This is a genomic window from Anaeromyxobacter paludicola (assembly GCF_023169965.1).
Taxonomy (GTDB): Bacteria; Myxococcota; Myxococcia; order Myxococcales; family Anaeromyxobacteraceae; genus Anaeromyxobacter_B; species Anaeromyxobacter_B paludicola.
The window spans coordinates 2,113,772-2,132,212 of record NZ_AP025592.1 but is presented as its reverse complement, the minus strand read 5'-3'; the positions used below and the strand labels follow the sequence as shown (position 1 = coordinate 2,132,212).

Annotated in this window: 18 protein-coding genes; 7 read left to right on the top strand and 11 right to left on the bottom strand. The window is 75.3% G+C overall.

The features are described 5' to 3' along the window. Nucleotides 1-2: 2 nt before the first annotated feature. Both AMPC_RS09860 and mobA read right to left on the bottom strand, forming a co-directional pair. Nucleotides 3-1,169 carry a DUF3187 family protein gene (locus AMPC_RS09860; RefSeq protein ID WP_248346035.1) on the bottom strand — a complete coding sequence of 389 codons (1,167 nt, stop codon included), beginning with the start codon at nt 1,167-1,169 and terminating at the stop codon, nt 3-5. A gap of 102 nt (nt 1,170-1,271) precedes the next feature. Continuing rightward, complete coding sequence (mobA, locus tag AMPC_RS09855; RefSeq protein ID WP_248346033.1) at nt 1,272-1,877, bottom strand: molybdenum cofactor guanylyltransferase; 606 nt, start codon at nt 1,875-1,877, stop codon at nt 1,272-1,274. A gap of 93 nt (nt 1,878-1,970) precedes the next feature. On the opposite strand from mobA, the gene AMPC_RS09850 reads away from it, so the two are divergent. Continuing rightward, entirely contained in the window at nt 1,971-2,300 is a 330-nt protein-coding gene (locus tag AMPC_RS09850; protein WP_248346031.1) for a hypothetical protein, read from the top strand. A 12-nt stretch (nt 2,301-2,312) separates the two neighbouring features. Further along, nucleotides 2,313-3,089, top strand: a complete 777-nt coding sequence (locus AMPC_RS09845) for an enoyl-ACP reductase FabI (RefSeq protein WP_318654324.1) — start codon at nt 2,313-2,315, stop codon at nt 3,087-3,089. A 55-nt stretch (nt 3,090-3,144) separates the two neighbouring features. Here AMPC_RS09845 and AMPC_RS09840 read toward each other — a convergent pair whose 3' ends face one another. From AMPC_RS09840 to AMPC_RS09815, 6 genes are all read right to left on the bottom strand, one after another. Next, a complete protein-coding gene (locus tag AMPC_RS09840; RefSeq protein WP_248346027.1) occupies nt 3,145-4,608 on the bottom strand; it encodes an aldehyde dehydrogenase family protein in 1,464 nt (487 codons plus the stop codon). A gap of 65 nt (nt 4,609-4,673) precedes the next feature. Next, nucleotides 4,674-5,318 (bottom strand): MBL fold metallo-hydrolase, encoded by a 645-nt coding sequence (locus tag AMPC_RS09835; RefSeq protein WP_248346025.1) that lies wholly within the window; start codon nt 5,316-5,318, stop codon nt 4,674-4,676. Between the two features lie 136 nt (nt 5,319-5,454). Continuing rightward, nucleotides 5,455-5,844 (bottom strand): iron-sulfur cluster insertion protein ErpA, encoded by a 390-nt coding sequence (gene erpA / locus AMPC_RS09830; RefSeq protein ID WP_248346024.1) that lies wholly within the window; start codon nt 5,842-5,844, stop codon nt 5,455-5,457. 113 nt (nt 5,845-5,957) lie between these two features. After that, nucleotides 5,958-6,662: an SDR family oxidoreductase gene (locus AMPC_RS09825; RefSeq protein WP_248346022.1), complete on the bottom strand. Its 705-nt coding sequence runs from the start codon at nt 6,660-6,662 to the stop codon at nt 5,958-5,960. A 44-nt stretch (nt 6,663-6,706) separates the two neighbouring features. After that, a complete protein-coding gene (locus tag AMPC_RS09820; protein ID WP_248346020.1) occupies nt 6,707-8,317 on the bottom strand; it encodes a S8 family serine peptidase in 1,611 nt (536 codons plus the stop codon). A gap of 186 nt (nt 8,318-8,503) precedes the next feature. Next, entirely contained in the window at nt 8,504-9,070 is a 567-nt protein-coding gene (locus AMPC_RS09815) for a cob(I)yrinic acid a,c-diamide adenosyltransferase (RefSeq protein WP_248346019.1), read from the bottom strand. A 53-nt stretch (nt 9,071-9,123) separates the two neighbouring features. On the opposite strand from AMPC_RS09815, the gene AMPC_RS09810 reads away from it, so the two are divergent. From AMPC_RS09810 to AMPC_RS09795, 4 genes are all read left to right on the top strand, one after another. Beyond that, a complete protein-coding gene (locus tag AMPC_RS09810) occupies nt 9,124-10,422 on the top strand; it encodes a hypothetical protein (protein WP_248346017.1) in 1,299 nt (432 codons plus the stop codon). Nucleotides 10,423-10,441: 19 nt separating this feature from the next. After that, the gene (locus tag AMPC_RS09805) at nt 10,442-11,425 is read left to right on the top strand and encodes a diguanylate cyclase (RefSeq protein ID WP_248346015.1); all 984 of its coding nucleotides are present in this window, start codon (nt 10,442-10,444) and stop codon (nt 11,423-11,425) included. A gap of 199 nt (nt 11,426-11,624) precedes the next feature. Beyond that, nucleotides 11,625-13,157 (top strand): ATP-binding protein, encoded by a 1,533-nt coding sequence (locus AMPC_RS09800; protein ID WP_248346013.1) that lies wholly within the window; start codon nt 11,625-11,627, stop codon nt 13,155-13,157. A gap of 11 nt (nt 13,158-13,168) precedes the next feature. After that, the gene (locus AMPC_RS09795; RefSeq protein ID WP_248346012.1) at nt 13,169-14,644 is read left to right on the top strand and encodes a sigma-54-dependent transcriptional regulator; all 1,476 of its coding nucleotides are present in this window, start codon (nt 13,169-13,171) and stop codon (nt 14,642-14,644) included. Between the two features lie 532 nt (nt 14,645-15,176). On the opposite strand, the gene AMPC_RS09790 is transcribed toward AMPC_RS09795, so the two are convergent. Next, on the bottom strand, nt 15,177-16,028 hold the full coding sequence (locus AMPC_RS09790; RefSeq protein WP_248346010.1) for a hypothetical protein: 852 nt from the start codon (nt 16,026-16,028) through the stop codon (nt 15,177-15,179). A gap of 124 nt (nt 16,029-16,152) precedes the next feature. On the opposite strand from AMPC_RS09790, the gene AMPC_RS09785 reads away from it, so the two are divergent. Beyond that, nucleotides 16,153-16,572, top strand: a complete 420-nt coding sequence (locus AMPC_RS09785) for a cytochrome c3 family protein (RefSeq protein WP_248346009.1) — start codon at nt 16,153-16,155, stop codon at nt 16,570-16,572. Nucleotides 16,573-16,773: 201 nt separating this feature from the next. On the opposite strand, the gene AMPC_RS09780 is transcribed toward AMPC_RS09785, so the two are convergent. Together AMPC_RS09780 and AMPC_RS09775 are read right to left on the bottom strand one after the other, a co-directional pair. Continuing rightward, complete coding sequence (locus tag AMPC_RS09780) at nt 16,774-17,157, bottom strand: SET domain-containing protein (protein WP_248346007.1); 384 nt, start codon at nt 17,155-17,157, stop codon at nt 16,774-16,776. Between the two features lie 44 nt (nt 17,158-17,201). Further along, a complete protein-coding gene (locus AMPC_RS09775) occupies nt 17,202-18,434 on the bottom strand; it encodes a hypothetical protein (protein ID WP_248346005.1) in 1,233 nt (410 codons plus the stop codon). Nucleotides 18,435-18,441 lie beyond the last annotated feature (7 nt).

Below are 18,441 nucleotides of genomic sequence, written 5' to 3'. Positions count from 1 at the left end.
GGCTACAGCGGCTGCGAGTAGCCGAGCCCGATCTCCACGTCGGGCGCGTTCGAGTCGTAGAACCACTTGTAGACGCCGGTGGGGTTCGAGCCGGGCGTCCAGTCCTCGGCGAACCAGACGGTGAACCGGCCCCAGCGCAGCCCGCCGGTGATGCCGTTCTGGGCGCGGAAGGTGGCGGCCCAGGCCGACGCGGCGAGGCTCGGCGGGGACTGGCCCGGCGCGAGCGGCAGCGGGTTCACCCGCGTCCAGCCGCCGTCGTCGAACATGGCGGAGACCACGCGGTCCTCGACCACCAGCGCCACCGGTCCGAGGAGGAGCGCCAGCGAGACCTCGGCGGTCCAGTGGAAGTTCAGCGGCTGCAGGGGCTGCTCGCCGGCGAAGCCCGACCACCACTGGCCGCTCGCCATGGCGTGGGCCACCAGGAACGAGGTGAGCTCGTAGGTGCCGAGGAGGCCCACCCCGGCGTCGAAGCCGCCCGAGCCGCCCAGGTTCGAGAGCCGGCCCACCGGCGCCTTCAGGTCGAGCCGCGCCGAGAGGCCCCAGCGCGTCGCGTCCGGCCCCTGCCCCGGCACGAGCGGCGCGCCGCCGTCGGCGAGCAGGTACTGCGTGCGGACGGCGAGGTCGCCGAAGGAGACCTGCGCCGAGCGCAGGTCGAGGGTCTGCTTGCCTCCGACCTCGCCCAGGGTGACGTGCACCGCGTTCCGCGGGTACTGGTTCCGCTCGAAGTTGTAGAAGCCGGCGAACCCGTGCCACCACTCGATGGTCCCGTCGCTCCAGCCGCCCCAGTGCTGGGTGACGCGCCAGTCGAGCGTGGTGGAGAGCCGGTCGAAGAGCGGCCGGCCCGAGACCACCGGACCGGGCCCGAGCAGGCGGGACCAGGGCGCCCGGAGCGACAAGGTGAGCGAGTCCGACTGCTCGTCGGTCTGGATCTCGACGAGCTTCGCGCCGGAGGCCGCGTAGGTGGGCGCGCTCCAGTCGTTGGCCATCGACCAGCGCACGTCGAGCCCGGCGCGGGGCGCCCGGGCGTCGGCGATGGGCATGTCGAGGAAGAGCTCGCGGATGGTGCCGTCGGTGCCGAGGCCGAGGGGGGCCGCGAGGTCGCGCCGGTCGCCGGCCGCGGCGGGGAGGGCCAGCGCGAGGAGGAGCAGGAGGGCGAGGAGGCGGGGCATGGAGGGTCGCATCATCGCCTGGAATCGCCCGGCCCTGAAGCCCCGCCGCGCCGGCGCCGTCCCGCGCGCCGCGGGGCCGGTGGGCGAAACCCGCGCCTCCGCTCAGGGGCGCTCGAGCCCGAGCCGGACGAGGTCGTCCGGGGTGTTGGCGTTCTCGAAGGCGCGGCCGAGCGGATCCACCGCCCGCCACGCCTCCTCCTCCACGACGGCCGCCCCGCAGGCGACGGCGAGCCGCTGCAGCCCGGGCACCTCGTCGCGCGCGAGCTCCGCCTCGAGCACGGGGAGGCAGGCCTTCGACCAGAAGGCGTGGAGCGGCTCGAGCCGCCCGCCGAACCGGACCACCACCGCCGGGGCGCCGGCCCGGCGCGCGGCCAGGAGCCGGATGCCGGCCTCCGAGACGAAGGGCATGTCGCAGGCGGCGACGAACACCCACTCCGCGCTCGCGGCGCGCAGCGCGGCGTGGACGCCGCCCGGCGCGCCCTTCCCGGCGACGACGTCCGGGATCACCGGCGCGCCGAAGGGCAGGTAGGGGGCGGGGTCGTTGGCGACGACCAGCGCCTCGTCGAAGAGCCGGCGCAGCAGCGCCAGGCTGCGGGCCACGATGGGCTGGCCGTCGATCCGGAGCAGTCCCTTGGCCGCGCCGCCCAGCCGGGTGCCGCGCCCGCCGGCGACGAGCGCGCCGCTCGCGCCCTCGATGAGCCCCGTCATGCGCCCCGGTCTACCACGCCGCGGCGCGTCTCGCCCGGGCGGGAGCGGCGCTCGGCGCTTTGACGGCGCGCCGCGATGTATTAGAAGACGCGGGTGACTCCCGAGCAGCGCCTCGCCCAGCTCCAGAGGTTCCTGGAGCAGAAGCCCGACGACCCGTTCGCGCGCTACGCGTTCGCGATGGGCCTGCGGTCCCTGGGCCGGGCGGACGACGCCGCGCGGGAGCTCGAGGAGCTGGTGCGCCGCGCGCCCGAGTACGTCCCGAGCTACCTCATGCTCGGCCAGGTGCTCGAGTCGCTCTCGCGGCGCGAGGAAGCCGCGCGGACGTACGAGGCGGGAGTCGCCGCCGCCGCCCGCGCTCACGACGAACACGCGCGCAGCGAGCTGTCCCAGGCGCTCGACGCGCTGCGAACGGAAGGGAAGTAGCCGATGGGTCTCATGAGCGGTAAGCGCGCCCTCGTCACGGGGGTCGCCAACGATCGCAGCATCGCCTGGGCCATCGCCCAGGCCTTCCAGGCGGAGGGGGCGGAGCTCGCCTTCACCTACCCGGGCGAGGGAATGGAGAAGCGGGTGCGCCCGCTCGCCGAGGGCATCGGCGCGGCCGCCATCCTCGACTGCGACGTCTCCAAGGACGAGGACATCGACCGCACCTTCGCCCAGCTGAAGCAGGTCTGGCCGGAGGGCTTCGACGTCCTCGTGCACTCGATCGGCTTCGCGCCGCGCGAGGCGCTCGAGGGGCGGTTCACCGAGGTGACGAGCCGCGACGTGTTCCGCATCGCGCTCGACGTCTCGGCCTACTCGCTCATCGGGCTCACCCGGGCGGCCCGGCCCATGCTGCGCGAGGGCGCCAACGTCCTCACGCTCTCGTACTACGGCGCCGAGAAGGTGGTCTCGAACTACAACGTCATGGGCGTCGCCAAGGCCGCGCTCGAGGCGTCGGTCCGCTACCTCGCCTTCGACCTCGGGCAGGACGGCATCCGCGTGAACGCCATCAGCGCCGGCCCGCTCAAGACGCTGGCCGCCGCCGGCATCAAGGGGATGCGCACCATGCTGGCCGAGAACGCCAGCCGCACCCCGCTCCGCCGCAACATCGACCAGTCGGACTGCGGCAAGGCGGCGCTCTACCTCTGCTCGGACCTCGCCTCGAGCGTGACCGGCGAGGTGCTCCACGTGGACGCCGGGCAGAACATCGTGGGCGTCGTCGCGATGGAGTAGCGCCTCTCGGCGCGCGATCCCGGCCGATCTCGGGCGGGCTCCTGCGCCTTGTCCTTTACCCGAGGTCCACCCAGACGCTCTTCGTCTCGGTGTAGGCCTCGAGCCCCGCCTCCCCGAGCTCCCGGCCGAAGCCGGACTGCTTCACGCCGCCGAAGGGGAGGGCGGGGTCGTAGAGGTTGTAGGTGTTCACCCAGACGGTGCCGGCGCGCAGGGCCCTCGCGACGCGGTGGGCCCGCTTCACGTCGGCGGTCCAGACGCCCGCGGCGAGGCCGTACGCGGTCTCGTTCGCGAGCCGGATCGCGTCCGCCTCGTCGTCGAACGGGACGACGGCCAGCACCGGGCCGAACACCTCCTCGCGCGCGAGGCGGGAGTCGTTCCGCACGGGCCCGAGCACGGTGGGCTGCACGTAGAACCCCTTGCCCTCCACGCTCGCCGCCCCGCCGCCGCAGAGGATGGGGGCGCCCTCCTCGTGCCCCGCCTTCACGTACGAGAGCACCTTCTCGCGCTGCGCCGCCGAGACGAGCGGCCCGAGCCGGGTCTCCTTCCTCCGCGGATCGCCGAGGACGAGCTTCTTCGCCCCCTCGACCACCAGCCCCGCCACCTCGTCGAAGGCGGAGCGCTCCACGAGGAGCCGGGACCCGGCCGCGCAGACCTCTCCCTTGTTGTAGAAGATGCCGCCCAGCGCCCCCTTGGCCGCCGCGCGCAGGTGGGCGTCGGCGAAGACGAGGTTGGGGCTCTTCCCGCCGAGCTCCAGCGTGACCCGCTTCACGCCGCCCGCGGCGGCGCGCATCACCTCCTGCCCCACCTCCGTCGAGCCGGTGAAGGCGATCTTGTCCACGCCCGGGTGGCGCACCAGCGCCAGGCCGGCCGCGCCGCCGGGCCCCGGCACCACGTTCAGCACCCCCGGCGGCAGCCCCGCCTCCTCGGCCACGCGCGCGAGGAGCAGCGCCGTGAGCGGCGTCTGGGACGAGGGCTTCAGCACCACCGTGCAGCCGGCCGCGAGCGCGGGGGCGAGCTTCCAGCAGGCGAGCAGGAGCGGGAAGTTCCACGGCACCACGAGCCCCGCCACGCCCACCGGCTGGCGCAGCGTGTAGGCGAAGGCGTTCCCGCGGACCGGGATGGTGGCCCCCTCGAGCTTGGTGGCCCAGCCCGCGTAGTACTGGAGGATGTCGCCGGCGAGCGGGATCTCGACCCGCCCCGAGTCGAAGAGGGTCTTGCCGGTGTCGGCCGTCTCCGCCTCGGAGAGCGGCTCGAGCCAGCGCCCCTTCACGAGCTCGCCCATGCGCCAGAGGAGCTCGCCCCGCTCCTTGCCGCCCAGCTTCGGCCAGTCGCCCGACTCGAAGGCGGCGCGGGCCGCCCGGACCGCCTCGTCCACGTCGTCCGCCCCGCCCTCGGCGATCTCGGCCACCACCTCCTCGGTGGCGGGGTTCACGGTGGCGAACCGCCGGCCCGACCGCGCCGCGCGGAACTCGCCACCGACGAAGAGCTGCGTCTCGAGCTGGAGCTTCAGTGCCGGCATGGCGCTCCTCCCGCGAGAGGGGGTAAGGAGGCCGGCGGGGCGCGGCAAGGCCCGGGAGAGCGCCGCTACAGCTGTCGCCCCTGGCCGACGAAGGGGTTGTTGCGCCGCTCGTCGCCGAGCAGCCCGGCCGCGCCGTGCCCCGGGTAGAAGCGGACGTCGTCGCCGAGCGGGAAGACCTTCTCGCGCAGCGACCGCGCCAGCACCCGGAAGTCGCCGCCGGGCAGGTCGGTCCGGCCGACCGAGCCCACGAAGAGCGCGTCCCCGGTGAAGAGCACGCGCGCCGCCTCGAAGAAGAGCGAGCAGCCGCCCCGGGTGTGCCCCGGCGTGTGGATCACCCGGAGCTGCTCGTCGCCCACCTGGAGCCGGTCGCCGCCGGCGAGGTGGCGGGCGATGGGGGGCGCCCGCACCCCGGTGAAGCCGAACATCTCGCCGTGGTCCTCGATGGCGTCGAACCAGTCGAGGTCGGCCGGGTGGATCTCGACCGGCGCGCCGGTGGCCTCGGCCGCCTCGGCGGCGCCCGCCACGTGGTCGATGTGGCCGTGCGTGAGCAGGATGCGCTTCACCGAGAAGCCGCCCGGCTCGCGGAGCGCGAGCACCCGCGGCAGCTCCCCGCCCGGGTCGATCAGGATCGCCTCGCCCGTGCGGTCGCACCCGGCGAGGAAGGTGTTCTCGGCGAACGGGCCGACGGCGACGGAGCGGACCACGAGCATGGCGCGATGATACGGGCCCGCTTCCGCTCGGGGTGAAGAAAAGCAGGTCCGAAAAAGAGCGAGCCGGAGGCGGTGCTCGCCCCCGGCTCCCTGCGGCGTCTCGCGGCCCTGCCCCCGTGCGGTGAGGGGGCGTCTCTCAGTACGAGAACGACTGGCCGCAGCCGCAGGTGTTGCGGGCGTTGGGGTTGTTGAACTTGAACCCAGCGCCCTGCAGCCCCGTCACGTAGTCCACGGTCACGCCCTGCAGGTACATCGCGCTCATCGGGTCGACGAAGACCGTGATCCCGTCCTGCGTGAGCGCCACGTCGCCGTCCTTCTGCTCCTTCTCGAAGTCCATCGAGTACTGGAAGCCCGAGCAGCCGCCGCCGACGACGCCGACGCGGATGCCGTAGCCGTCGAGGCTCTCCTGGGCCATGGCGGCCTTCACCATCTCGACGGCCTTGTCGGTGAGGACGATGAAGTTGGCCTCGGCGGGCGGCGCCACGGGCGGGGTGGTGGTCTGGGGGGTGGTGGTGGTCGCGTCCATCGGGTCTCCGTCTCCTGGTTCGCGGGTCGGTAAGTTGATCTCGGCCAAGGAGTGTAACAGCGGGCCCGGGCGCCTTCAATCCGTCGTGCACCGGGGCCCTGGCGGGCGCCCCGTCAGCCGCGGCCGAAGAGGCGGCGCCCGCCGTCCACGGGCAGGATCGCCCCGGTGACGTACGGCGCCTCGGCCAGGTAGCGGACGGCCTGGGCCACGTCCTCCGGCCGGCCGGCCCGGCGCAGGGGGATGCGGCGGGTGAGCTCGCGCCGCAGGGACGCCGGGTACTCCTCCGGCCAGAGCACGGTGCCGGGGGCGACCCCGTTCACCCGGATCCGGGGCGCCAGCTCGAGCGCCAGGCACTCGGTCGCGCGCGCCAGGGCCGCCTTCGAGCTCACGTAGGCGGCGAAGCCCTTCCAGGGGACGAAGGCGCCGCCCACGTCGAGCACGTTCACGATCGAGCCGCGGGCCCGCCCGAGGAGGGGGAGGAGCGCCCGGGCGAGGAGGAGCGGCGCGCGGGCGTTCAGGTCCATCTGCGCGTCGAACCCCTCGGCGTCGAGCCGGGCGAGGGGCGCCGGCTCGAACCCGGCGGCGCTGTTGACGAGGAGGTCGAGGCGGGAGAAGCGGGCGCGGAAGGCGCGGGCCAGCGCCGCCGGCCCCTCCGGCGTGGAGAGGTCGGCGGCGAAGGCCGCGAGCCCGCGCGGCGGGCGGTGGCGGTGGTAGTGGGCCGCCACCGTGTACCCGGCGCGCGAGAGCTCCTGCGCGATGACGCGCCCGACGCGGACCCCGGCCCCGGTGACGAGCGCGACGCGCTCTCTCTTCGGCATGGCGCCGAGGTTACGGGGGCGGGGCCCGCGAGGGAAGCGGCTCGTCAGGGCGCGGTGGCCGCCGCGAGGCAATCGACGAGGCCGAAGCCGAACTCGGGGTCGCGGCCCGGCTTGCCGAGATCCTGCGCCGTGGCGCGGAGGAGGTCGCGGAGGTCGCTGTTGGCGTACCCGGGGTGGGCCGCCCAGGCCACCGCGGCGCAGCCGGCGACGTGGGGCGTGGCCATCGAGGTGCCCTGGAGGAAGCCGTAATCGGCGGTGGTGATGGCGACGGTGCCCTCCGCCGGGAGGAGCGCCTTCGCAGCGACGCCGGAGTTGTGGGAGATGGACGCGACCGGCGGCCAGGTCGCGCTCGCGGCGCCGAGCGTGAAGCTGCCCGCGGAGTCGGGCGGGTCGCGCAGGCTGTTGGCGATGATCACCGCCGTGGCGCCGGCCGCCTGGGCGTTCTGCACCTTCTCGGCGAAGGTGATGGTCCCGCGGTCGCACAGGGCGACGAACGGGGCCGCCTGGGCGCCGCAGGCGGTGCTCGCGTCGCAGATGCCGCAGGGCACCACCGGCCCGGTGACCGAGCCGACGGCGGTGAAGGTCACCGGCTCGGCCGCGAAGGTCGAGGCGCCCACCGTCACCGCGGCGAGCCGGCCGACACCGCGCGGCAGCGCCGAGAGCACGTCCACGCCCGGTCCGGCGAGCTCCACCTGCCGGTTGTACTGGGAGAACGAGGCGCGCTGCAGGTTCGCGTCCACCGCCGCGACCGAGACGACGTTCGGATAGGAGGCCGGGTAGTGGAGCGCCGAGGTGCCGGCGTTGCCGGCGGCGGCGAAGGTGAGCACCCCCTTCGCCCAGGCGTACTGGAAGGCCTTCTGCTCCACCTGCGACGGCTCGTCGGAGCCGAGCGAGAGGTTCGCCACCCGGCGCGCGAACGGCAGGTCGGCGCAGGAGAGGATGCCGTTGATGACCGCCTCGGTGGTGCCGTAGCCGTCGAGCCCGAGCACCCGGTACTCGTGGACCACCACCCCCGGCGCCACGCCGGCCATGTTGAGCCGCGCCGGGCTCGCGGCGCTCGCGGCGCCGAGCTGGGCCGCGATGGTGCCGGTCACGTGCGTGCCGTGCCCCTCGCCCCAGGCGCAGGCGCCCGCGACGTTGCAGCCGGCGTCGATCGGGAAGGCGTCCGCGTCCACGAAGTCGTAGCCGGCGCCGAACACGGTGCCGGCGCCGCGGGCGAACTCGGGGTGGCCGTCGTCGATGCCGGTGTCGATGACGCAGACGTGGACCGCGTCGCCGGTGAAGCCCTGCGCCCGCGCCTGCACCGCGCGCACGGCGAGGTTGCCCCAGGGGTCCTCGCCCGCGCCCTGGATGGCCGCGTCGGCCGAGACGGCCCGGTCGCTCTCGACGAAGGCCACCGAGGGATCGGCCGCGAGCTTCGCCACCGCGCTCGAGGGCACCTCGGCGCTCACCGCGTCGAGGGCGTCCCAGCGGCTGCGGATGCTGCCGCCGCGCTGCAGCACCGCCGCCGTGTTCATGCCCGACTTGAAGCCGACGAGCACGCGCCGGGTCGCGGTGGAGGAGGAGACCGCCTGGGTGGTGGTGCCGGTGCCGTTCGAGCCAGTGCCGCCGCAGGCCACCAAGCCCGCCGCCGCCAGGAGAAGCAATCGCCGCATGGAGACCCTCCGGAGTGGGCGGGCGAAGGTGTGCCCGCAGGAGGGTGGATGTGGGCACGTCACGCACCAGCAGGCAATCGCCTGCCAGGGTGCCCCCCTTCATAGGGTTGCCCTGGAAGCCCGGGGCCGAGCCAGGCGAGCGAGGCCACGCGCACCGTTGGCCGGCGAACGGGACGGGTGTCCTGGTCAACCCTCCCCGGCGGGCGGCTTCCAGGGCACGTCCGGCGTCCCGGCGCGGTGGTTGGCGGCCCGGGCGGCGACGAAGAGCCAATCGGAGAGCCGGTTCAGGTAGGCGAGGACGGCGGGGGCCACCTCCACCTCGCCCGCCACGGTCACCGCCCGGCGCTCCGCCCGGCGGCAGACGCAGCGCGCCAGGTGGAGGGCGGCCGCGAGCGGCGCCCCGCCGGGGAGGACGAACTGCCGGAGCGGGGGCAGCTCCAGCTCGAGCGCGTCGATCGAGGCCTCCAGCTCGGCGGCCCAGGACGGGGACACCGGCGGGAGGGCGCCGTGCGCCCGGCTCTCGCGCGGGGTGGCGAGCTCCGCCCCGAGGCTGAAGAGCCGGTGCTGCGCCCCCTCGAGGAGGGCGTCGAGCTCCGGCCAGGCGCCCGCCGCGGCGGCGCGGGCGACCCCCAGCGCGGCGTTGAGCTCGTCCACCGCGCCGTACGCCTCGACCCGCGGATCGTCCTTCTTGACCCGCGGCCCGCCGAAGAGTCCAGTGTCGCCGGCGTCGCCCGTCTTCGTGTAGATCTTCATCCCTCCGGATTGCTTTCATGAGCGAGCCCTTCCCGCAAGAGGAACTCTCCCGCGTGGCCCTCGAGGCCGCGCGCGCCGCCTGGGCCGGGGGCATGACCGTGCGCCGGCCCGACGGCAGCACCGTGCCCATCCCGCTGGTCGCCGAGCCCGAGGTCGTGCCCGACGCCGTGCTCCAGGCCGCCGCGCGCGAGGCGCGCCTCGTCCTCTCCGGCGCCGTGAAGCTCGCGCGGGCGCTCCTCGCCGAGGGCGACGCCCGCGATCGCGAGGCGCTGCTCGGGCCCTTCGAGGGGCTCGAGCGGGAGGCGATGCAGGAGCTCTTCGCGGCGCCGTGCCCGGCCGTCTTCGCCCGGGTGGACTGGCTCCTGCCGGCCGGCGGCGGCCCGCCGCGCGCGCTCGAGCTCAACGCCACCATCCCCGCCATGCCGGGCTACGCCGACCTCGCCGCGCACGCCTGGCTGCGCGCCGCCGCCCGCGCCCGCGGCCGCTCGCCGCGGGAGGCGGCCGCGCTCGTCGCGGCCTGCGGCAGCCACATGGAGAACCTGCGCCGCGCCCTCGTCGGCTTCTACCGGACGCGGGGCGGCGCCGCCGCGCGCCCGTCGATCGCCCTCGTGGCCCGCCCCGGCGACGCGCAGGTGGGGGAGCTGCAGCGGCTCGCCGAGCACTTCCGGCAGATGGGCCACCGCGCCGACGTGCTCACGCCGGCCGAGTGCGTGCCCGAGGCCTGGGAGGTGCTCTACCGGCACGTCTGGGCCCACAACACCGACCCCGCCGCCCCCTTCGCCCGCGCGCTCCGCGAGCCGGGGCGCCACGTGCTCGCGAACCCGGTGAACGGGCTGCTCGAGGCGAAGGCGCTCTTCGCGCGGCTCTCCGAGTGCGCCGAGGAGCCCCGCCTCGCGCGCGCCGCCGGGCTGGACGCCGAGGAGCGGGCCGCGGCGGGCCGGCTCCCGTTCACCCGGCGGCTCGACGCCCGGCTCGCGGCCCAGGTGATCGCCGAGCGCGAGCGGTGGGTCCTGAAGCGGAGCTGGGACTACGGCGGCAAGAGCGTCCACCTCGGCGCCGAGACCGCCCCCGCGGCCTGGGGCGAGGTGGTCCGCGCGGCGGCCGAGGACCAGCGCGGCGGCGGCTTCGTGGCCCAGGAGCGGATCTTCGCCGCCCGGCGCCCCGCCACCCGGATCGCGCCCGGGGTGGTGGCGCGGGGGGAGCTCTACCGCGACCTCTCGACCTACACCGGCCTCCTCGAGGACGCGCCGGGGGGCAGCGTCGTGCGGGCGGCCGCCTCCCCGGTGGTCAACATCCTGGGAGGCGGCGGCCTCGCGCCGCTCATCCCCGAATCCGTGTACCACCGGCTCTGATCTGCTAATCTCGCGGTCGGTGGCGCGCCCCCGGATACTGGTGGTCGAGGACTCGAAGACCCAGCAAGACTGGCTGGTCCAGGTCCTCGCGCGCGAGGACTACCAGATCGACACCGCGAGCGACGGCCGCGAGGCGATCCGCAAGGCCCGCACCACCACGCCCGACCTCGTGCTGCTCGACATGGTCCTCCCCGACATGGAGGGGCTCGAGGTGCTGCGCATGATCAAGGCGCGGCCCGACGAGCACTTCGTGCCGGTGATCCTGCTCTCGGTGAAGAGCGACCTCGACTCGCGCGTCACCGGGCTCCGCATCGGCGCCGACGACTTCCTCGCGAAGCCCTTCGCCGACTCCGAGCTGCTCGCCCGCACCAACGCCATGCTGCGCATCAAGGCGCTGCAGGACACGGTGCGCGCGCAGAAGGCGGAGCTCGAGCGGCTCAGCGTCACCGACGGTCTCACCGGGCTCTTCAACCGGCGCTTCTTCCAGGAGCGGCTCGACGAGGAGTTCCGGCGCGCCCAGCGCTACTCGGACCCGGTGTCGCTCATCATGATCGACATCGACCACTTCAAGCGGGTCAACGACCAGTACGGTCACCAGACCGGCGACGTGGTGCTGCGGGGCACCGCCGACCTCCTGCGCGAGACCATCCGCGACCCGGACATCAGCGCCCGGTTCGGCGGCGAGGAGTTCGCGGTCATCCTGCCGAAGACCCACCTCTCCGGCGCGCTCACGGTGGCCGAGCGCATCTGGCGCGGGATGGGGCAGAAGGTCTACTCGGTGTCCGGCACCATCCACGGGCAGCCGGGAGAGGGGGCCGGCGAGCTGCGCGTCACCGCCTCGCTCGGCATCTCCTTCTACCCGTCGAAGGACGTCACCAGCTCGGAGCTCCTCGTGCGCTACGCCGACGAGGCGCTCTACAAGGCCAAGCACGAGGGGCGGAACACCATCTGCCTCTACCAGGCGCAGGCCTACCGCTACGAGGTCGACAAGAAGGTCCCGTAGCCTCTCCGGGCTCGCGCCGGTTTCGTCAGTCCGCGCGGCCGGATCCCCCGCTCAGGGCGGTTTCCCAAACACCCGCTGGGGTGTCTTACGACCCCTGGGTATGATAAGACCCTTGGGGTTGGGTGCTAACCACTTGATTAGAGGAGACCCGTGGGGGGTTTCCGGTGGACCGGCACGTGCAAAGGACCCGAGCAGCCCCATGCCGGACCCCGAGCTCAACCGCCCGCGCCCCTCCCTCGCCGACGCCGGCATCCTGATCGTCGACGACGACGAGCACGTGCGGCGCGCGCTCCGGCGCGTGCTCAAGCGGGCCACGACGCGCCTCCTGGAGGCCGCCGACGCCGCCGCCGGCATCGCCGTGCTCGAGCGCGAGCCGGTCCAGGTGGTGGTCTCCGACTTCCGCATGCCGGGCATGTCCGGCGTCGAGTTCCTGCGGGTGGTGAAGGAGCGCTGGCCGCTCGTGCAGCGCGTGCTCCTCACCGGCCAGGCCGACACCACCGCGATCGAGGAGGCGGTCAACCGCTCCGAGATCTTCCGCTTCATCTGGAAGCCCTGGGACGACAACCACCTCCTCCTCACCGTCCAGAGCGCGGTGGACCAGCACCGGCTCGTGGAGGAGAACGGGCGGCTCCAGGCGCTGCTCGAGCGGCGCAACGCCGAGCTCGAGCGGATGAACCGCGAGCTCGACGAGAAGCTCGCCGCCCGCTCGGCCGCGCTGGTGCGGGCCGCCGACGAGTGGCGCACCTGCTTCGACGCCATCGGCGACCCGCTCGCCATCCTGCGGGACGGCTGCGAGGTGGTCCGGGCCAACCAGGCCTTCGCGCGCCACGCCGGCGTCTCGGTGTCGGCGCTGCCGGGGCTCCGCTGCGTCGCCCACGCCTTCGGCGACCTGCCGTGCCCGGGCGCGAGCCACCCCTCGGGCGAGGCGGGCGAGAGCGAGGCCCGGCTCGGCGAGCGCAACTGGCTGCTGCGCTCCTTCCCCTTCGACGACGCCACGCGGGTGGTGGTCTTCAAGGACGTGACCCACGAGCGCGAGGTGACGCGCCGGCTCATCCAGGCCGAGAAGATGGGCGCGGTGGGCCAGCTCGCGGGCGGCGTGGCGCACGAGATCAACAACCCGCTCGGCGGCATCCTCGCCTTCGCGCAGCTCATGAGCCGCGAGGAGCGCCCGGCGAGCGACCTCGAGAGCCTGAACCTCATCGCCGACGCCGCCATGCGCGCCAAGCGCATCGTGGAGTCGCTGCTCCGCTTCTCCCGGCGCCCGCGCGAGGACGAGCGGGGCGACGTGGACCTCGCGAAGGTGCTCGAGGACTCCCTCTTCCTGCTCCAGTCGAAGATGAAGGGCGGCAAGGTCGAGGTGGTCCGGCAGCTCCAGCCCGCCGTCTGCGTGGGGAACGCCAACCTGCTCTCGCAGGTGGCGGTGAACCTCGTCGTGAACGCGCTGCAGGCCATGGGCGACCGGGGCCGGCTCACCGTGCGCTGCGGGCCGGGCGAGCCCGGCCGGGTCGAGCTGGCCGTCGCCGACACCGGCCCGGGCGTGCCGCCCGAGCTCGCGAACCGGATCTTCGAGCCGTTCTTCACCACCAAGCCCGAGGGCCAGGGGACCGGCCTCGGGCTCTCCATCTGCTACCAGATCGCCGAAGAGCTCGGCGGGTCGATCCACCTCGACCCGCCGACGGAGGGCGGCGCCTGCTTCGTCGTCGAGCTGCCGGCGGCGAGCGCGGCCGCCTGAGAGGGAACACCATGGAAAGCCCCGAGAAGAAGCCCACGAGAGTCCTGGTCGTCGACGACGAGCCCGCGCTGCTCCGCGCCCTCGAGGCGCTCCTGCGCCGGAAGGAGTACGACGTCATCGCCGTGGACTCCCCCATCGTCGCCACGCAGAAGCTGGCGCAGGAGGACTTCGACGTCGCCCTCCTCGACGTGAAGATGCCGGACCTCTCCGGGCTCGAGCTCCTCACCGCGGTGAAGCACCGCCGGCCGGAGGTGGAGGTCATCATGATGACCGGCCACGCCACGGTGGAGACCGCGCTCGCGGCGGTGAAGGCCGGCGCCTACGACTACCTCACGAAGCCGTTCGAGGACGTGGAGCTCGTCGCCCGGGCGGTCGCGAAGGCCGCCGAGCGCAAGCAGCTCTTCGACCGCAACAAGCAGCTCGAGACGCAGCTCAAGGAGAAGGAGGGCACCTCCGGCGACGGGCTCGTCGGCACCTCCGGCCCCATGCGCGAGGTGGTGCGCATGATCGACGCGGTGGCCTACAGCGCCGCCACCGTGCTCGTGAACGGCGAGAGCGGCACCGGCAAGGAGCTCGTGGCCCGCTCGCTCCACGCCAAGAGCCCGCGCCGCGGCCACCCCTTCGTGGCCCTCAACTGCGGCGCGCTCACCGAGACCCTCCTCGAGAGCGAGCTCTTCGGCCACGTGAAGGGGGCCTTCACCGGCGCGCAGCGCGATCAGCGCGGCCTGTTCGACACCGCCGACGGCGGCACCATCTTCCTCGACGAGATCGGCGACATCCCGCCGGCCACCCAGGTCCGCCTGCTCCGCGTGCTGCAGGAGGGCGAGATCAAGCGGGTGGGCTCGGCCGAGTCGATCCACGTGGACGTGCGGGTCATCGCCGCCACCCACCGCGATCTCCCCAAGCTGGTGAAGGCGGGCAAGTTCCGCGAGGACCTCTTCTACCGGCTCAACGTCATCGCCATCCCGCTGCCGCCGCTGCGCGATCGCATCGAGGACGTGCCGCTGCTCGCGCACCACTTCCTGCGCCGCTACGCCGAGCGGCTCGGGAAGAAGGTCCGCACCGTCGCGCCGGAGGCCGTCGAGCTGCTCTGCAGCTACCGCTGGCCCGGCAACGTCCGCGAGCTCGAGAACGCCATCGAGCGCGCCCTCGTGCTCTGCCGCGGCGAGTCGATCACCCCGGCCGACCTGCCGCCGGCGGTCTCCGGCCGGACCGCGCCGCTCATCCGCGAGCTGCCGGCCTCGGGCGAGGACCAGGCCTGGCTCACCCAGAGCTACGCCGCCGCCAAGGAGCACGCGCTCCGCCGGTTCGAGAAGAGCTACGTCGAGGCGCTGATGCGCGCCTGCGACAACAACATCTCGGCGGCGGCCCGCAAGGCCGGGATGGACCGGTCCAACTTCAAGCGCGTGCTGCGCAAGTACCGCGGCGACCTCGAGACCGAGGGCGGCGACGAGGGGGCCGAGGGGCCTCAGAGCGCGAGCGCGTAGCGGGGGAGAGGGCGGAGCTCGAGGTGGGCTTCGGGGTTTCTCTCCCGCGCGGCGGGGGAGGGCCGGGGAGGGGGCGCTGCGGGGGCCCTGCGCTGGCGAGTCGCTGATCCTGCGCCGGCTGCGCTCCTGCGCCGGGGCGCAACGCCGGCGCCGATGCCCGGCCTGGGCGCCGAGCGCTCGGCGCGGTCGGACGAGGCAGCCCGGAGGTCGCCGGTCCCGGCGACGTTCGGACGAGGGCGGGCCGGTCGGGAGGAGAACGCCGGCCAGGGCCCGCCCCCTGACGCCGTCGCGACCATCGACGTGCCCGCACCGTCCTCTCCACGAACCGGCACCCGCTCTTGAATCGGCGGACCTCCATCCCGCGGCCGAGAGCCCCGTTCGCCGCCACGGATGCGGAGCGGAACGCCGGGGTGGGCGGAGGGCGCCTTGCGGAGCGGTCGTGATCTGGAACGATCGTGAAGCGTACGTCCGCGTGATCGGCGCGACAGCGGAGCCGCCCGTCGATCGGAACCCCGAGGACGCGCAAGCCCCGCTACCGCGCCTCCCGGAGTCGCGAGAGCGACGTCGCGGCGGATCGGGCCGGTCGGGCGATGCGCTCGCCGGCGGGCAGGGGCGCGGCGAGCGGCTTCACCGAGAGGCCGGCGAAGTGCGCCCCGGCGCCCGCCGCGGCGGCCCGTCCGTCGGCGAGCCGGCAGCCGGCGGCAGCGAGCGCCTTGCCCGCGGGGCCCGAGGCCGGCACGTATCGGAGCACGGGCGGGAGCGCCGGCGCGAGCCGGAGCCGCTCCGGGTGCGGCGTGCGCAGCCCCTGCGGCCACGTCTCGCCTTGCGCCACCTGGTACCAGGTCTCGGGGGCGCCGCCGAGGCAGAGCAGCACGGGATCGCCGGCCCGCGGCGCGAAGAGGTCCACGTCGAGCGCCGGCGCGCTCCCCGCGGCGCCGCCGCGCAGCAGCGATCGCGGGAGCAGCCCGAGCTCGTCCGCGAGCGCCCGGATCGCGCCCGCGTCGGCCGGGGCCCACCAGGCCCACTCCACGGGGGCGTCGCAGAGCTCGCGCAAGGTGGCGCCTCTCCCGCCGAGCTCCTCGAGCGATCGCGCGACGTGCCCCTCGAGCGCCGCCGCCTCCGCCTCGCTGGCCCCGCTGGCCCGGGCCAGCGCGGCGAGCGCCGCAGGGGCGCGGCCGCGCGGCACCTCGGCGAGGAGCCGCAGCGCCGCGGCGGCCGGGCCGGCGGGCTCCCCCGCGGCGAGCGCTCGCGGGTCGGCGCCGAGCGCGGCGGCGAGGTCGACCTGCGAGAGGTCGAGGATCGCCCGCAGCCGCGCGGCGAGCGCGAGGATCCCGCCGCGCGCGCGGAGCTCCTCGTCGCTGGGGGGCTGTCCGCCGTGCGTCACCCGCGAAGCCTACCGCAAGCCCGCCGGGCGGACGAAAAAGCGGCGCGGCGGGCGCGGGCCGCGCCGGCGGGCGGACGGGCGCCCACCTCCGCGCGCGCCGCCGCGGGTGCGCAGCTTTCCAGCGATGCGGAGGGCGCGGGCGGCGGCGGGGGCGGGCTTTGCGGCGGCGTGGCTGCTCGTGGGCTGGGCCGCGCCGGCGGCCTCGCCGCGCGGCGCCGGGACCTGCACGCTCTCGTGGTCGTCGCGCGCCGCCGGCTCGCGGACCTGCCTCTCCTGCCACGACGGCTCGCTCGCCCACGCCGCCCTGCCGGCGCGGGCCGCGGCGGGCGAGCCGCTCTCGAACCACCCGGTCGCGATCGACTACGAGGCGGCCCGGGAGCGCGACCCGCGGCTCCGGCCCGCGGCGCAGCTCCCGCCGGAGATCCGGCTCGTCGAGGGGCGGCTCGAGTGCACCACCTGCCACGATCCGCGCTCGACGCTGCCCGCGAGCACGGCGCTCCCGATGCGGGGCAGCCAGCTCTGCTTCGCCTGCCACGACCTGTGAAGCGCGCGCCGACGCGTCGACGGCGACGGCGAGGAGAGAGCGAGACGCGAGGAGCCGCTGGCCGCCCCTCCCCGTCCCTCCCCCGCCCGAGCGGCGAGGGGGTGCGGCGGGAGGACTCGCGGGAGCGTCGGAGGCGCGGCATCGAACACCGCACGCCCCCGGGGATCCCCTCTCCCGCGCCAGCGGGGGAGGGTGCGCGGCTCACCGGCGGTACGGCACGTGCTCCGCGTCGAAGGCGGCGTAGTCGCTCGTGAGCTCCTCGCCCTCGCGGATGTCTCGCGCCGCCACCGTCGAGCCGCCGTCCTCGTCGGGATAGTCGAGGCAGTTGGGCGCGTCCGAGTGGTTGAAGAAGCGCGCGTCGTCGCCGCAGAGGATGTACTCGCCGAGCACGAGGTCCTTGTAGCTGTACTTGCGGATCTGCTCGGCGCCGGGCCCCTCGAGCGACTCGAGCTGCGCGCGGGTGAGCCGGAGGTCCACCGCGGGATCGAGCCGCCAGACCACCGTCCCCTCCGGGACGTCCTCTGCCGCGAACAGCCCCGTGCCGTGGATGCTGCTCGGGCCGAGGCGCGTCTTCACTCGGAGCATGGCGCTCTAGCTTGCCGGGAACCGGCGCCGCGCGCAGCAGGAGTTCATCGCCCCTCGTCGCCCGCCTCGGCGGGCTCCGGCCGCTCGCTCGCCGCGGCCGGGGCGGCGCTCGGCGGCGGCCCGCGCCGCCACAGCACGCGGGACCTCGCCGGGTCCTCCGGCTGCTCCTGCCAGGCCGCGACGAGGTTGCCGTCGCCGGTCACGCCGAGCGCCGGGCTCACCCCGCCCTCCACGTCGAGCCGCGCCTCCGGCGCGCCCCAGCCGTCGCCGCCCCAGCGGGCGAGGAGCAGCGCCGGGGACGGCCCGCCGCGGGGGACGACCACCGCCGGGATGCCCCAGCGGTCGATCCCGATCGCCGGGCGGGTGACGGCCGGGGACGTCCGGCCCGCCGGGAGCGGCTCTCCGACGTCGCCCCAGCCCCGCCCGTCCCAGCGCAGCACCGGCACGGTGCGCTCGTCGCCCCGCTCCAGCACGAAGGCGGCGAGCACGTGGCCGGCCGGGTCGAGGGCCAGGGTGGGCGCGCGGCCGGTCGCGCCGCGCTCGTGGAGCGGCCCGAGGTCCCGCCACTCGTCGCCGTCGTGGCGGGCCACGCGCACCGCGAGCTCGCCCGCCTCCTGCCACGCCACCACCGGCCGCCCGCGCGGCTCGATCACGATCGCCGGGGCGCCGCTGCCGGCCGGGCTGGGCGAGCCGTTGACGGCGTGGCCCACCTGCCGCCACGCGGTCCCGTCGTGGCGGGCCACCAGCACCAGCACCGCGTCGCCCCGCGACTCCTGCCAGGCGGCCCAGAGCGCGCCGTCGGGGCCGAGGGCCAGCGCCGGCGCCTCCGCCCGCTCCTGCGGCTCCTGGTTCAGCTCGGCGCCGAGCGGCTGCCAGGCGCGGCCGTCCCAGCGCAGCACGCGGACCCGGGCGCCGCCCGCGGCGTCCTGCTCCTCGACGGCCACCACCGGCGCGCCGGACTGATCGAGCCGGAGCGCGGCGCCGGCGCAGCTCCCGGCGCCCGAAAGCGGCGCGCCGAGGGGCGCGAGGGCGCTCCCGTCCCAGAGCCGGACGGCGAGGTCGCGCCGGGGAGCGCCGGCGCAGAGCGCGAGGTACGCCTTCGGCCCGCGGCGCTCGACCGCGAGGGCCGGGGCGCCGGCCGGGGCAGCCCCGACCTCGGCGGCGGGCGAGAGCGACGGGCCGCCGAGCGGGGCGCGCGAGGCGCCGGCGGTGGCGCAGCCGGCGAGGGCGGCGGCGCAGGCGAGGACGGTGCGTCGGAACGGCCGGTGCGCGTGCATGGAAGGG